Below are 14,247 nucleotides of genomic sequence, written 5' to 3'. Positions count from 1 at the left end.
ACTTATACCCTTAGGGTTATTTTAATACCTCATTTTTCATGACGGAAAAATAGGCTTTGTAGGTCTGTCTGTTGAAGATGTAGGTCTTGGCATTGAAAAGCGTTTCAAAAAGGATCTTCCACAGTGTAGAGAAGTTCTTTTCATTGCGTACGTCACAGAGTTTTTCCTGCATCTGCTGCTCTAGCAGGCTGAGTGCCTTGGCATGGAACACATACATTTTGAGTATCTCATACGGGATGCCTGCTTCCTGGAAATAGCCGATCAGCTTGATGATGGATGCCTCTTTTTCCGTAAAATCATTCTCGTCGGTAGGCAGCAGGATCTCATCTGCCAGCAGCTGGTCCAAAAGTGTCTCTTTGACCCCGAAACACTCGATGAACTCGGCCTTTGTGTAGTGTGTGGCATCTGAAGGTATGGCGCTGAGCGTGTTCATCAGCGGTACGATCATGCTTGAGGAGGTGGAAAAGGACTGGTCCTTGTACTGCAGGATATCCCTGAGCTGTTCGTTGGTACTGCCGAAGTGCTCTTTCATATAGGTGATGTACTGTAAAAGCTCAAGATGTTTGTCACTGTAACGGTGCACATTGGATTTGAGCTTTCTGGCTTCAGGGAGCAGTCCCTCTTTGATATAGTAGAGGATCGTTGATTTTGGAATTCCGCTCTTCTCTACCAGTTCAGATATTTTATATTCCACGACTTTCCTTTTTTATGACTATCTTAAGTATTATACCCTATAATTAAAAACGTTAAGTTTAACTTTACATAAAAGGATTATTATGGCACATATACCACTACCGGAATTTGAAGAGATGACCCCCGCGATCCAGGAGAAGGCAAGACCGATCCTGGAGAAGACCGGAACACTCGGAGAGATCTTTAAACTGCTTGCGATCGATGAGAAGATCTATTTCGCGACCGATGAGATGATACAGAAGTATCTGCTGGATGAAACGACACTGAGCTACGATATCAAAGAGGCGATCGCGCTGCTGATATCCAAAGAGAACGGTTGCAAGATGTGTGTGGACGTGCACAAGAACATCGCCAAAATGCTCGGCCTGTCGGAAACACAGATCGAAGAAATACTCCAGGGCGTAGAGTCCATGAACACCGATGACAAAGACAAAGCACTGCTTCACTTCTGCATCAGGGCATCGCAAAAAGACAACTACAAGATCCTCAAGGAGGAGATAGATGCGCTCAAAGAGATGGGGTGGAGCGATACGCAGATCATCGAGGCGGTTGCGATCACCGGCTATTTCAACTACATCAATACGCTTTCGAACGTATTCGGGCTGGGAGAATAGCGATGAAGTTCTTTAAAATGCTGGCGTTCGTCACCGTGGCCGTAACGGCTCTGCAGGCAAAAGAGTATAAAGCGCTCTTTGACTGCAGTTCGGGCAATGCTGCCTATATCAAGAGCCGTATGTGGCTGGTGGACAAGACCGTAGATATGATGGAGAAAAAAGGAGATACCGTTTCTGTGGTACTGACACTGCATGGCAAATGTGTACCGGTCGTATCCAAAGCCTTTGACGAAGTCGTCGATGACAAAGACATAGTCAATACCAGAGAAGCACAGAAGTGGCTCACAGCGCTTTCAAAACGGAACAATGTCAAGGTCATTGCCTGCTCCATGTCGCTGCAGTCCAATGACATCGAGGAGGAGGATCTCCTGCCGTTCGTGACCGTCTCTGACAACAGTTTCATAGAGACCATTATGTATCAGAACGAGGGGTATGCCTTTATGGCGTTCAAGTAGCCTATCATAGGTGCCTGTAAGCGGCGGGGCCTATCTCTCCTAGCGCTTGGGGGAGGTCCCTGTCTACGCAGGCCTTATCTACAAGATATTCTCAGGGCATTCATTGCACTCATTAAGTATCTCTTCCATCCCTTCTACCGCTATGAGCTCCTGCATGCATTTTTCCATCGACTTGATGAAACTTTCGGAGACCTTGCCGTTTGAGTCACAATAGACTGTCAGCATGCGGCAGTACCTGGTGATGGTATCAACAGGTGCATGCGAAGTGTCCCCCATTTTCTCTTTGACCTTTTCAAGGAACCTTTCCGTACATCTATCCGACATATCCTGCATATTCATATTAACCCCTTTGTTTTTAATAGTGTAGTGTAGCAAAAGATAGATAAAGAGGTAAAATCCATGATTTAACGTGTAGTGTTTCGTGATAAAGTGCAGGGTGAAGACAGGGAGAATATCCCCCGTCTTACAGTGTTTCCCTCTCATCACTTTTTCCTGAAAACTTCAGGTAGAGTATGGGAAGGATGATCAGCGTCAGCAGCGTCGAAGAGATGAGACCGTTGATCACGACGATCGCCAGAGGTCTTTGTATCTCGGAACCCGGACCTGTGGCAAAGAGCAGGGGAATGAGACCGAATGCCGCGATGGTCGCGGTCATCAGTACGGGTCTGAGCCTTTTGATGGAGCCCTCTATCACCGCATCCCTCAGTGTCCTTCCTTCTTCGATCAGGTAGTTGAAGTAGTTCACCAGTACCACCCCGTTAAGCACAGCGATACCGAGCAGGGCGATGAACCCGACCGATGCCGGTACTGAGAGATATTCCCCGCTCACATAGAGCCCGATAAACCCACCGATCAAAGCCAAAGGTACGTTGATCAATACCATCGTGGCCTGCCTTAAAGATCCGAAAGAGACGAAGAGAAGGATGAAGACCAGAAAGAGCGCCAGAGGGATGATGATCGCCAGCCTTTCTGCTGCTCTTTGCTGGTTTTCAAACTCTCCGCCAAAGGCAAGGTAGTACCCCGCAGGAAGTTTTACCTCTTTTTCGATCTTTGCCTTGGCCTCTTCGACAAAACCGACAAGGTCCCGGCCTTCCACGTTCGTCTGTACGATCGTTTTTCTGTACCCGAGTTCATGCTCTATCTGTACCGGCCCGACATTGGAGACGAACTTGACAAAATTGCCCAGGGGGACCGCCTTGCCGTTTTCGAGCGGATAGTAGAGTTTTTCTATCCTGTCAAGAGAGTTCTGGAGGGATGCGTCTCCTTTGACGACCAGGCCGATACGGCGCATATCTTCCTGAATGATACCTGCCTGCATCCCTGTCACCATGACCTTGAGGAAACGGTTGATCTCCTCCTGGCTGATGTCATGGTAGGCCATGGCCTTTCGGTCAAACTTCAGTTCAAAATACTCAACCCCTTCATTGGCCTTTTTGTAGACATCGCTGCTTCCTTCAATGGTCTCGAGTATGCTTTTGATCTTCAGTGCGATCGTTTCGAGTCTCTCATTGTCACTGCCGAAAATATCGACAGCCAGATCGCCTCTGACTCCCGTCAGCATTTCAGAGACCCGCATCTCTATGGGCTGTGTAAAACTATACTCTATCCCCACGAACTCATCCAAGACCTTTCTGATCTCATTCATCACGAATGCTTTGGAGGGCTCCCGCCACAGCTCTTTCTCTTTGAGGACCAGGAAAGTATCGGTATCGTTCAGGCTCATGGGGTCCAGCCCAAGCTCATCGCTTCCCGTTCTTGCGATGATGTCTTTGATCTCGGGGACGGCGGCCAGGAGTTTCTTCTGCAGCTTGAGGTTCAGTGCCAGACTCTCTTCGAGAGAAATGGAAGGGAGCATTTCCACCCCGATAATGATGCTTCCTTCATCCATCGTAGGCATGAAGGTCTTTCCTGTTTTCGATGCCAGAAAAAGAGATCCGGCAAAGAGCAGAAGGACAGCCAGCACTGTACCCCTGATATGGTTCAATGCGAAAAGCAGTACCGGTCTGTACTTTTTTGTCAGGTAGCGGATCAGTGCAGACTCTTTGTCGGGTCTTTTGCTCAGGATGAATGAGCTCAGCACCGGTATCAGCGTCAATGCAAGAATCAATGAAGAGAAGAGGGCGAAGATGATGCTCAGCGCCACCGGTCTGAAGAGCTTGCCTTCCAGCCCTTCGAGAGTAAGGAGCGGCATGAAGACGATAATGATGATAAGCACACCTGTCACAATGGAGGGCGCCATTTCGACCGTCGCTTCATAGATGATGTGCAGTTTGTTCTGTTTGGTATGTTTGGGGTTCCCCAGCTCGGCGGTAATGTGTTCCACGACCACGACGGCTGAATCCACCAGTATCCCTATGGCTATGGCAAGTCCGCCCAGGCTCATAAGGTTCGCGGTCAGCCCAAAGTACTGCATCGCTATAAAGCTCATCAGCAGCGCAAAAGGAAGGATCAGCGCGACGCTCAGGGCAGAGGCAAGATTTCCCAGCATCAGCAGCAAAATGACCATAATGAGTATGACCGCTTCATAGAGTGCGGTCTTCACCGTATCGGTCGCGAGACCGACCAGGTCCGAACGGTCATAAAATATCTCCATTCTGGTATCGTCCGGGAGCATCGCTTCGAGTTTTTCAAGTTCCGATTTTGCCGCATCAAGGACCAATGCCGTGTTCGCGCCTTTGAGTCCGAGGACCAGTCCCTGTACCGCCTCTCCCTCTCCGTTCTTGCTTACGAAACCTGCACGGGTGATATGCCCGTACCTTACGCTCGCCACATCGCCTACGGTGAGGATCTTCTCTCCCCGTTTTCCGACAGGCAGGGTCCGTATCTCCTGCAGATCTTTCAGACGTCCCACACTGCGCACCAGGATACTTTCCACCCCCTGAGAGACCCGTCCTGCACCGTCATTCTGATTGTTCGCTTCAAGTGCATCAAAGATCTGGGAGAGCGTCACCTGCATGCTTCGCATCTTGTTCAGGTCGGGTGCCACTTCATAGGTCTTGACCTTTCCGCCAAGAGGGCTCACTTCGGCCACACCGCTGATGGCACGTATCTTGGGAGCGATCACCCAGTCCAGAAGCGATCTTTTTTCCTCAAGCGTCAGGGTGTCCGATTCGATCGTGAACATCAGGATCTCGCTCAAAGGGGTGGAAATAGGCGCAAGACCGCCTTCTATATTTGCAGGAAGGTCGTCCTTGATATCGGCCAGTCTTTCACTGACCTGCTGTCTGGCCCAGTAGATATCCGTACCATCTTCAAAATCGATGGTGACGTCACACAGGCCGTATTTCGAAGTGGACCGCATCATCGTTTCATGCGGTATGCCCACCATCTGCATCTCAATGGGAACGGCGATACGGGACTCGATCTCCGAAGGCGTCATCCCGCTTGACTTCAGGATGATCTTCACCTGGGTAGGGGAGATATCCGGAAAAGCATCGATGGGCAGTTCCTTGTAGGCCTTGACACCGAAACCCAGAAGGACCAGGGCCAGGAGGGAGAAGAAAAGCCTTTGTGCAAGGGCAAAACCGATCAGCTTATTCATCATCGCTCTCCATCATACTTTTGAGAATGGCCACAGAGCTTACAGCGATCTCGTTTTTCAGTAAAGGAGACGGTTTGACAAAGTAGTATGTGTCATCTTCGGAGAGTATCTCCACAGGCAGCGGGGTGTATCCCTGCTTGTCCTTATAAAAAACCACCTGTGCTTCGCCCACTTTGATCACTGCGTTCTTTGTGATCTTCAGGCTCTGTTCCAAAAGTATGATCTTTGCACTGCTGCGGAGTCCGGGAAAGAGCTTGACCCCCGAAGGGAGCAGAAAACGTATCTCCCTCGTCTGATTCTCGTAATTGATCACCGGAGAGAGCTGCAAGATCGTGGAATCAAAGGATTGGTCACCAAGCACTATCTCTACCTTTTGTCCTGCTTCCAGCCCTTCCGTTCTTTTTGCTACTATGGCGCTTTCAAGCCACAAAGCGCCTTCTTTTTGGATGACGAACAGTGCATCCCCGGGGTTGGTGCTTTTTCCGGGTGCCGCATAGAGTTGCACCACGCTTCCCATGACGCTGCTTTTGACCTCTATGGTCGGGGAGAGGGAAAGTTCCTGAAAAAGCGTTTCGATCATGGCATCGCTTGCGCCGTAACTTTTCAGCAGGGCTTTGGAGGCGGAAACCCTCGTCCTGTCTGTCTCAAGCTCCGCATTGGCAGCCACACACTCTTTTTTTGGAATGACCTCTTCCCTGCAGAGGATATTCTTGCGTTCTGCCAGATGCGCATGCTGGCGGAGCTGGATCTCATCTGCGATGGCTTTTTCCTGTGTCTCTATCCATGCTGTGCCTGTCATTTCTGCCAGTGTTTGGCCTTTGTCCACTTTTTCATATTTGGCGACATTCAGTCTCTGGACAGTGGCCTCGAACGGCAAAGCGACCGTATGCAGCAGCGAAGGCGGTGTCACCACTTCAGCGATGAATTCTCCCAAAGGCAGTTTTTCGGAGTGCTCCGGTATTTCCGTTTTAATCTGCCAGTTTGCTTCCTGTTCCGGTGTCAGGGTAATGGACGCTGCGTTCAGAGAGCATGCGAAGAGTGCTAAAAAGATCAGTTGGTTTTTCATTGGTTTTCCTTTGATTCGCTGAGTGTATAGAGTGTGAAGAGTGTCTGATAGTAGTCTTTTTGTATGGCGAAAAGCTCCTGATTGAGCTGGTGGTACTGCTGTCTGTTCAGCAGGTATTCGACGACGGAACTTTCTCCCAGGTCATAGCTTCTTTTGACAAGAGGCAGTAGCTCTTTTTTATAGGTATTGAGATCGTTCTTCAGGGACCTGATCATCACTGCGCTGTTTCTCAATGTGCTTTGCAGTGTCAGGAACATGCTTTTTTTCTCGGCCATCATCTGTTCATACTGAAACCCGATAGCAGCGTTCTTGTGCATGGCTGCGACACGCTCCTGTTCTGATCTGCGCCCGGTGAACGAAAGGGGAACCGATATACCCACGCTGTATTTATCGATATCTATCTCCTGATCGTACTGAACGGAAAGGCTGACAGTGTCCACTACTTTGGAGTATCTGTTCAGTGCGGTCTGCGTGCTCTGTATGCGCTTCTCATGGGCCTCTTTTGAAAGTGCAAAAGGTTCCTCTTTCAGCTGCACCGATTCCCTGATGGGGTACATGTCGCTGCAGGAGAGCACTGTTTTGTCAGAGTGGTTGATGCGCCCCAGGATCAAAAGCTTTTGCTTCGATACAGCCTGTACCGTCTGCATCTCCTGAAGTTTTGCCTGGAGTCTGTTCTTTTCGATCTCCAGCTGCATCAGTTCGGTTTTGGATATCTCCTGGTATCTGTAGGCCTTTTCTTTCTTTTGATAGAGTGTCACGAACTCCTGATAGTTCTGCTTGAAACTGCGGTAGTTCTGCTGGTCCAGACAGTGCTGATGGTAGAGGCCCTTCAGACCGTTCTCAAAGTTCAGGACCTTTCTCTCTTCTTCCAAAAGATAGGCTTCATTGTTCAGACGGTTGATCCTCTCGTCCTGTGCCTGTGTGTTTCCCAGAGGGAGTGTTTTGGAGATGCCGACGGTATATTCATTCCCGTTCTTTCTGCCGTCAATAGGATAGGCTTTGGTGCCTGCACCGTAAAGCTCGGCAGGGTCCATAGAAGTATCTGCAAGGTTCTTTGCTTCAAGGTAAAGGCGCTCCCTGTCGAGTGCCTGTGTGAGTGTCTGGTTCTCATGCGCCGAGGCCAACACCTGTTTCAAAGTGAGTGTGGAAGCCTGCACGAACTGTACCAGTAACACCAATAGGATGATCTGTTTCATAAATGTATTTCTCTTTCTATATATGTGCTTGATGGGTCATTTAAATGACCGTTGTTAAAAATATTCCGAACGTGACAGGGCATGCGGCGCAGTGTCGAACCGCGATACGCTATCTGATCTTATGCTATCGGGGGTTTGTTGGAGGTTTTTACTGGAGGAGGGGTGTACCGGGTCAAGAAATGCGGTATATACTCTTTTTTTGCAAATTCTATCTGCATGCTTCTAAAAGATGTCACTATAGCGACAAAATGCAACATCCCGTGCATGGTATCGAACTCTTTACAGTCCGAGGAGGGGGCTACATCACCGCTACAATGCACGGTATTGGCATGCACGTTTTTTTCAACCAGCGCGATAAAGGAATCATGCAAAACCGTAAAAGAAAGCATGAACAATACTACAAATACAACTTTTGATCGCATCATGCATACTCCTTATCGTTTTACACGCACCATACGGGCGCTAACTACCGCCACAGCGCTGTTTTTGTTAGTTTACTGAAATTTGCATTATATGCAGATAATAAAAATTGTTATTTGCAGCAAGATATGAAGCCTTACAGGAAAGAGAAGAGACGGGAGATAATAAAAAAAGTCCTGGAGAAATACTGGCTTCGCCGACAGCGGCAAAGGGTCTTATTTAAGACCGTTTGCAACCGCTATGGTCACCTGGTTTGAGATGAACGTGATAGATATCATTGCATCATCGTCTTTCCATTCGCAGTTACTGATCCCCAGTGTTTCTGAACACCCTTCGGGTTTTCCTAGTACCTTGACCACTTCGTCGTATGTCATACCGCTCTTGATCTTATCGTAATTGTCTTTCGTCACTTTGTTACAGCCGCTTAATAACAGGACCAATGCAGCGATGAGTAGATAGCGTTTTTTCACGTCATTCCTTTGATGGACAATACATTTACCGGATATATGAATGTATCATCCCTTTTTTTTGTACAGGAATTATAACAAAAGTTCAGAGGATAACGCATAAATCAAGCTATGGCCTGTTTCATCCTGTCGTCTTTGATCTTGTTGACGATCGTTTCGATCGCCGCTTTAGAAAACGGCTTGCTCAAATGGTAATCATAGAGATTCATATGGTTTTTGATCGCATCAGGGTCATTGGTGATAGAAACGATGACGGTATTGCACCTGCTGTCACTCTTTAGGATCTCTGCGATCTCGAGACCGAGTTTCCCAGGCATATGGTGGTCCAGGAAAAGCACATCGATCCGATCATTGGCCGCGCATGTTCTTTCCAGCATTTCAAGCGTCTGGTTCCCGTCATATGCAGCCTGGATCTCCGATATCTGGCTGTCGTGGCTCAGCATCGAGTTGAGTATCTTGACATTCATCGAAACATCATCCGCGATGAGCACCTTTAAAAACGTGTTGTCATTTTCATTCTTCTTGAATTGCCGGAGTTGCTGTTTCACTCTTGATACATTGTCCATATTAGGATTCAGATATTGGAATACCGAATCAATAGTGGTCCCTCCCTCTTTGAGCAGCTTTTCGATTTCGGGGTTTTGTGTATGCACAAGCAGGTGCTGATATATTTTCTTTACCTCTTTAATGGCTTTGTATACCTCCACCGTCTCCAGAGAGAAGGGATGCCGCTGCATCTCCATATCCATATGGTGACGCTCATGAAGAAAGATATCTTTGAACGAGTTCATGATACGCTTGATGATCTCCAGTGTCCTTTGGGTGTAAGGCTGCTCTTTTCTCGAACAACGGATCATCCCTTCGACCTTTCCGTCAAAAACCACAGGAATGACGATCTGTGCCTCTATGTTTATCTTGAAAGGATTGTCGATCGCTGTATTGAACCGGGGGCTCTTGGCAATGTTCTGGCTCACAGAAGCTTTTTGTGTAGTATAGACATGCCCCATGAAACTGTTTTCATCGAGATATTTTGTTTCGATCTTGGAACCTTTGACCTTGTCAAAGAAAACTGCCTCTTTCTGATTGAAAAAAAATATCTCTACACTGTCTGATTCTGTTGTCTTTTGAAGCAGTGTATAAATTTCTCCCAGATCATCGATCGATGATGAGAAGTCCGCATTGATCTGTCTGATCTCTTCAGGATCAACTATGTTTTGTGCCGTCATGTTCTTCTGCTGCCTTACCAATGGTATGAAGAGGGGAAATCCTCCATCTTCATTATTTCAAAGCTTTCTTTACTGCTGCTCTTGCCAATGCCAAATTCGCTTTTGATGCATCCAGTGCCAAATAGACCGCAAGTTCCGGATATCCCGGCACCATACTGATAATATGCAGCTGATCCGTCAATGTGATAAGGATATCAGAGATACTGCCTTCAAGGTTCAAGCTTCTCATCGTAGCCATTTTAGCTTTGATCACTTCCGCGTTCCCCGCACAGGCAAGTTCGATATCAAAGTTTCCGTTGGATCTCATCCCTAAAGCCATACCGCTTTCCCAGTCGATCACACCGGTTGCGATCGCACCGTTGATCCCCATTAGTTCTTCGAGCACATTGTCAATGTTATTCAGTTCCATTCATTTCCCTTTGTTAATTTATTTATACTATTTACTTATAGCAGTTGGATTAAACCTCAAATAGGATAAATTTTATCTTAATTAGATCTTTTTTTTAGACAAAAAGACAAAAGATAGCCTATTTGACGCTTTTTCGTATTTCAAAAACTAGGCACATTCGGTTCCTGCGCCTATGGAGTATGTGAAATACAGCGCATTTTATGGTTTTTTTCAATGCTTTGGTATGGGGATTTTGTCAGTTGGTGAAAATGTGTTTTGCAGTATGGAAAATCAGGCTTCACTTGAAGGCGCAAGCATGATCAATTCTCATGCGTGCTTTTGATGAGTCTTTTGAGCTCCTGTATCTCATCGCGCAGGGCTTGCAGGTGTACGGCTGTATCGTCATACGTATGGTGCATCTCATCGATGATTGTCTCTTCCGTATCCTCTTTGAGCGCACTCATGGCATCTACGACGATGGCAATGATGAGATTGACCATAATAAAAGAAACAATAAATATAAAGGGTACAAAAAAGGCCCATGCTTTAGGGTGTACCTCCATGATGGGACGCACGATACCCATCGACCACGACTCCAGCGTCATGATCTGAAACAAGGTATAGAACGACGTGCCTAGACTTCCGAACCATTCCGGAAATGTCTGACCATACAGGTTCGTGGCCATAATGGCAAATACATAAAAGATCAGGGTCATCAGCAGGGCTATGGACGCAATGCCGGGAATCGTACCTAGCAGTGCGGTAACGATCTTGCGCATTTGCGGCACCACGGTGATAAGGCGGAAGAGTCTGAACACACGCAGGATCCTGAGTATCTCAAATCCGGCCGAAGCAGGCACAAGCGAAATAGCCACAATGACAAAGTCAAAAAGACTCCAGCCATTTTTGAAAAAGGCCCATCGATGCGCATAGATACGCAGCAGGATCTCTACGGTGAAAATCGCTATGACCGTACGGTCAAAAATCTCCAATGCATGATGCACGCCGCTTGAGAGCGTAGGTATGGTCTGTACACCCATCGTGATACCATTGACCATGATAAGCAGCATGATAAACTGTACAAATCTTGCATGCTCTACTAAAGCAGTTACTTTTTCTCGCATAACAACTCCATGAATTTTTTTGTAATTCTATAGTATGAATACTAATGAGAGGTTAAGTGAAACCGGTCAAGTCATGATTATCACAAGACTCCGTATTCCCCATGCTATGGTATGGTTATTTTGTCGGTTGATAACAATGATGTTTTGCACTATAGAGGGTAAATGTTGAATGGTTATCTGGATGATAAAATGGTAATAATGAGAAAATGGAAAATGGAGTGGAATAGGGCAGTGAAGCCCTATTCAGAAGGAAAGGCAGTCGCTTACGCTTCTACTGTTACTTCTTTTTCAGTACCTTCCCAGATACCGTGTTTTGTACAGTAACCGTGTGCAACAAGTTTAAGTTTTTTACCTGTTGGGATGATAGTGAATGTAGTTGTGTTGTGTGCTTTTGTGTTACCAAGTGTTCCCGGTACATACGTAGCTTTTGCAAGTTGCGTATCACCGTCGAAAAGTGTTACAGACTCGATAAAGTGATCAAAATCATCTGGGTGAGTATATTCATTACCCATTTTTACAGTTACTTCGAACGGCTCACCAGCTTTAGCAGTGTCTGCACAGTGAATGAATGGAGAGTGTCTGTCGATAAGGTCTTTTTTCGCTTCTCTATCGATCTCTGAAATGTCTTGGTATTTGTTGATTTTTGGCATGTTTTTTCCTTTTTTATTTTTTTGATGCAAATATTATAGCACAAATAAAATTAATTAGGATAAATATTATCTTATTTATTTTTATTTTACTGCAATAGATGCATCATATATGCACAGATCAGACATCATGATACAAATATCATTCACTATCTAAAGTTTGTTTGGCTATATTAAATGTAATTCCGGTGCGAGCAAAAGTATTTTTCAAAACCTATACGAAAGAGCTGAGAGATCTAGTGGATATCTTGAATGGCATGACATTTTTGGATATAAAACCTTATATAGAAAATTTTATAAAGGAGAGTATCATGTCTCAAGTACTTATGATGCTTTTGCTTCCTATAGGATTGTACACTTATTTCTTTGTTGAGAGAAAAAACAAACGTTTATATCAACATACTTTTGATGCTTTTGCCCAAAAAATATCCAAAGATAAGAATTTAAACGATGAAGAGAAAATGAAATATTACAAAGCCATGCTGATCAGAAATGGCTACACTATCGTAGAAAATACAAAGACAAGGATCGTAGGTGAAAGAAAAATTTTAAGTCTAGGACTGATGATGATAGGTGCAGGACTTTATCTTGTAGGACTTTTGATCTATATTCTTTATTATTATACGATGCAGAAACCGCATATTGTAAAATTTGAAATAGAGAAACACTCATAAGCACCTACGGTATACCCGAAGGTGCAGGAAAACTATAAAATTACGCGGTGTAAAGATGTTTCGCTTTTTGAACGTGGAAATTGAGACCGATCTCTTTTTCTGTACATCCAAGCGCAAGCGCGACCATTTGCGGCATATGAAGGACAGGAAGCTCTACATCACGCCCCATCACTTTACCGATACTGTCCTGGTACGTGTCCATTTTGAGGTGGCATAGCGGGCAGGGAGTGACCATCATATCGGCATTGTTGTCTATGGCATCTATCAGTGCATTGCCAGTCAGTACTTCGGAAGTGTGGTTCGCCTGAAGCTCAACGTGGAAACCACAACACTTGTTCTTGCTCTCATAGTTCACAGGATGACCTTCGAGGGCAGCGATCAGACTGTCGAGCGAAGTAGGGTTGTACGGGTTTTCACGGCCGTTAGAACTTCCGTGCAGCTCTGACGGTCTGATGTTATGACACCCATAGAACGGTGCGATGTTCAGGTGGCTGAGCGGCACTTCTACCTTGTCTTTGATGTTATCCAGACCATACTCATCGATCAGTGTGTAGAGGAAGTGCTTGATCTCAGAAGTACCTTTGTACTCCAGTCCAACTTCCGCCAGTTTCTCATTGACCCTCGCTTTGAGTTCAGGATCCGTATCAAGCGCATGCTTTGTCATCGCGGAGTTCAGCTGACAGGTATTACAGATCGTGATCATCGTAAGACCCAGTTTTTCCGCATAACAGATGTTTCTGGCGTTCAGTACGTGCGCCAGGAACTCATCGAAGTCCTGCAAGTGGCTGGCACCACAGCAAGAGGCTTCCTCGAGTATCGTGATCTTGATACCCAGCTTATCAGCTACTGCAAGCGTAGATGACAGTAATTCAGGGGTAGACTGCTTGGCTGTACAGCCTGTAAATAGTGCATAATGTAATTGGCTCATCTCTTCTCCTTACAGTTTATTGGTTTGTGAAATTTCGATCAGTTTTTGAACTTCATCCAAATTCTTGATCTTTGGAATACTGTCTATGAACGGAATACCCGAATGCCAGTGGATCTTACCGCTTTTCATCATCTTCATGGCTGTACCGATGTGTTTGTAGGCACCCAGCAATCCTTCAGAATAGGTAACGATATCTGCCTCATCGAGGTAACCGTACTTCTTCATACCTCTGAGGAAACCTTCCGCGTGACGTGTTGCCACATTGCTCTCTGCGATACCCTGCTCAAACTGCATGTTATGCAGTTTGGTGATCTTCTCTATAGGATTGATGTCTTTCGGACATGCTTCTGCACATTCGAAACACTTCACACAGTCCCAAACACCCTGGCCAGGTTGAGCAGTGAGCTCCAGACGTTCTACACCGGCAGTGTCTCTCGTATCTACCGTAAATCTATACGCCGCAGCAAAGGCAGCCGGCCCCAAGAAATCAGGGTTCACTTCAAGTGCAGGACAGGAGTAGTGGCAGGCACCACACTGGATACAAAGGTCAGAATCCAGGAAGTTATTGAACTCCTCTATGGACTGCTTTGTCTCGTGTTCCGGGTGCGGGTCTACATCTGCCACCACATAAGGCTTGATCGCTGCATGTTTTTCCCAGAAATCAGACTTGTCGATGATCATATCTTTGATGGCACGCTTCTTGGAACTTGGTTCCAGTGTGATATCGTTATCAAAAAGGTCCAGCAGTTCTATGGCATTCTGTTTACATGCAAGTACCGCTTTTCCGTTTACCTTGATCGCACAGGCA

Annotated in this window: 16 protein-coding genes; 3 read left to right on the top strand and 13 right to left on the bottom strand. The window is 46.2% G+C overall.

Translation table 11 applies throughout. The annotated features are described in order from the left end of the window. Nucleotides 1–16: 16 nt before the first annotated feature. Nucleotides 17–694 (bottom strand): MerR family transcriptional regulator, encoded by a 678-nt coding sequence (locus VIM88_RS00125; protein ID WP_331860852.1) that lies wholly within the window; start codon nt 692–694, stop codon nt 17–19. An 82-nt stretch (nt 695–776) separates the two neighbouring features. Here VIM88_RS00125 and VIM88_RS00120 point away from each other — a divergent pair, with 82 nt between their 5' ends. Together VIM88_RS00120 and VIM88_RS00115 are read left to right on the top strand one after the other, a co-directional pair. Next, the gene (locus tag VIM88_RS00120) at nt 777–1,307 is read left to right on the top strand and encodes a carboxymuconolactone decarboxylase family protein (protein ID WP_331860851.1); all 531 of its coding nucleotides are present in this window, start codon (nt 777–779) and stop codon (nt 1,305–1,307) included. A 2-nt stretch (nt 1,308–1,309) separates the two neighbouring features. Next, entirely contained in the window at nt 1,310–1,762 is a 453-nt protein-coding gene (locus tag VIM88_RS00115; RefSeq protein WP_331860850.1) for a DsrE family protein, read from the top strand. A gap of 78 nt (nt 1,763–1,840) precedes the next feature. Here VIM88_RS00115 and VIM88_RS00110 read toward each other — a convergent pair whose 3' ends face one another. The 10 genes from VIM88_RS00110 to VIM88_RS00065 form a co-directional block, all read right to left on the bottom strand. After that, entirely contained in the window at nt 1,841–2,245 is a 405-nt protein-coding gene (locus VIM88_RS00110; protein ID WP_331860849.1) for a hypothetical protein, read from the bottom strand. Beyond that, nucleotides 2,226–5,303, bottom strand: a complete 3,078-nt coding sequence (locus VIM88_RS00105; protein WP_331860848.1) for a CusA/CzcA family heavy metal efflux RND transporter — start codon at nt 5,301–5,303, stop codon at nt 2,226–2,228. The genes VIM88_RS00110 and VIM88_RS00105 overlap by 20 nt, the downstream gene beginning before the upstream one ends. Next, nucleotides 5,296–6,369: an efflux RND transporter periplasmic adaptor subunit gene (locus VIM88_RS00100; RefSeq protein ID WP_331860847.1), complete on the bottom strand. Its 1,074-nt coding sequence runs from the start codon at nt 6,367–6,369 to the stop codon at nt 5,296–5,298. The genes VIM88_RS00105 and VIM88_RS00100 overlap by 8 nt, the downstream gene beginning before the upstream one ends. Then, nucleotides 6,366–7,565 carry a TolC family protein gene (locus VIM88_RS00095; protein WP_331860846.1) on the bottom strand — a complete coding sequence of 400 codons (1,200 nt, stop codon included), beginning with the start codon at nt 7,563–7,565 and terminating at the stop codon, nt 6,366–6,368. Before VIM88_RS00095 ends, VIM88_RS00100 begins: the two co-directional genes overlap by 4 nt. Nucleotides 7,566–7,684: 119 nt before the next feature. Beyond that, entirely contained in the window at nt 7,685–7,990 is a 306-nt protein-coding gene (locus tag VIM88_RS00090; protein WP_331860845.1) for a hypothetical protein, read from the bottom strand. Nucleotides 7,991–8,200: 210 nt separating this feature from the next. Then, nucleotides 8,201–8,455: a DUF3862 domain-containing protein gene (locus VIM88_RS00085; RefSeq protein WP_331860844.1), complete on the bottom strand. Its 255-nt coding sequence runs from the start codon at nt 8,453–8,455 to the stop codon at nt 8,201–8,203. 101 nt (nt 8,456–8,556) lie between these two features. Continuing rightward, nucleotides 8,557–9,678, bottom strand: coding sequence for a response regulator (locus VIM88_RS00080; RefSeq protein WP_331860843.1), 1,122 nt, complete (start codon nt 9,676–9,678; stop codon nt 8,557–8,559). Between the two features lie 52 nt (nt 9,679–9,730). Continuing rightward, nucleotides 9,731–10,087 (bottom strand): hypothetical protein, encoded by a 357-nt coding sequence (locus VIM88_RS00075; protein WP_331860842.1) that lies wholly within the window; start codon nt 10,085–10,087, stop codon nt 9,731–9,733. A 299-nt stretch (nt 10,088–10,386) separates the two neighbouring features. Further along, a complete protein-coding gene (locus VIM88_RS00070) occupies nt 10,387–11,190 on the bottom strand; it encodes an ion transporter (protein WP_331860841.1) in 804 nt (267 codons plus the stop codon). Between the two features lie 263 nt (nt 11,191–11,453). Next, complete coding sequence (locus VIM88_RS00065; RefSeq protein WP_331860840.1) at nt 11,454–11,840, bottom strand: class II SORL domain-containing protein; 387 nt, start codon at nt 11,838–11,840, stop codon at nt 11,454–11,456. Nucleotides 11,841–12,001: 161 nt separating this feature from the next. On the opposite strand from VIM88_RS00065, the gene VIM88_RS00060 reads away from it, so the two are divergent. After that, complete coding sequence (locus tag VIM88_RS00060) at nt 12,002–12,511, top strand: hypothetical protein (protein WP_331860839.1); 510 nt, start codon at nt 12,002–12,004, stop codon at nt 12,509–12,511. A 40-nt stretch (nt 12,512–12,551) separates the two neighbouring features. Here VIM88_RS00060 and VIM88_RS00055 read toward each other — a convergent pair whose 3' ends face one another. Then, nucleotides 12,552–13,439, bottom strand: a complete 888-nt coding sequence (locus VIM88_RS00055; RefSeq protein WP_331860838.1) for a CoB--CoM heterodisulfide reductase iron-sulfur subunit B family protein — start codon at nt 13,437–13,439, stop codon at nt 12,552–12,554. A 9-nt stretch (nt 13,440–13,448) separates the two neighbouring features. After that, the coding region (locus tag VIM88_RS00050) for a succinate dehydrogenase/fumarate reductase iron-sulfur subunit (protein ID WP_331860837.1) at nt 13,449–14,247 on the bottom strand (799 nt) is incomplete at its 5' end.

Source organism: Sulfurovum sp., from assembly GCF_036568385.1.
Taxonomy (GTDB): domain Bacteria; phylum Campylobacterota; class Campylobacteria; order Campylobacterales; family Sulfurovaceae; genus Sulfurovum.
This window is presented reverse-complemented; position numbering and strand designations above follow the sequence as displayed.

Excerpts from the sequence above, each read along its gene's own strand:
- VIM88_RS00065 (WP_331860840.1), bottom strand. The coding sequence starts at position 11,840 with ATGCCAAAAATCAACAAATACCAAGACATTTCAGAGATCGATAGAGAA.
- VIM88_RS00055 (WP_331860838.1), bottom strand. The coding sequence starts at position 13,439 with ATGAGCCAATTACATTATGCACTATTTACAGGCTGTACAGCCAAGCAG.
- VIM88_RS00105 (WP_331860848.1), bottom strand. The coding sequence starts at position 5,303 with ATGAATAAGCTGATCGGTTTTGCCCTTGCACAAAGGCTTTTCTTCTCC.
- VIM88_RS00100 (WP_331860847.1), bottom strand. The coding sequence starts at position 6,369 with ATGAAAAACCAACTGATCTTTTTAGCACTCTTCGCATGCTCTCTGAAC.
- VIM88_RS00075 (WP_331860842.1), bottom strand. The coding sequence starts at position 10,087 with ATGGAACTGAATAACATTGACAATGTGCTCGAAGAACTAATGGGGATC.
- VIM88_RS00115 (WP_331860850.1), top strand. The coding sequence starts at position 1,310 with ATGAAGTTCTTTAAAATGCTGGCGTTCGTCACCGTGGCCGTAACGGCT.
- VIM88_RS00090 (WP_331860845.1), bottom strand. The coding sequence starts at position 7,990 with ATGATGCGATCAAAAGTTGTATTTGTAGTATTGTTCATGCTTTCTTTT.
- VIM88_RS00110 (WP_331860849.1), bottom strand. The coding sequence starts at position 2,245 with ATGAGAGGGAAACACTGTAAGACGGGGGATATTCTCCCTGTCTTCACC.
- VIM88_RS00120 (WP_331860851.1), top strand. The coding sequence starts at position 777 with ATGGCACATATACCACTACCGGAATTTGAAGAGATGACCCCCGCGATC.
- VIM88_RS00080 (WP_331860843.1), bottom strand. The coding sequence starts at position 9,678 with ATGACGGCACAAAACATAGTTGATCCTGAAGAGATCAGACAGATCAAT.
- VIM88_RS00070 (WP_331860841.1), bottom strand. The coding sequence starts at position 11,190 with ATGCGAGAAAAAGTAACTGCTTTAGTAGAGCATGCAAGATTTGTACAG.
- VIM88_RS00095 (WP_331860846.1), bottom strand. The coding sequence starts at position 7,565 with ATGAAACAGATCATCCTATTGGTGTTACTGGTACAGTTCGTGCAGGCT.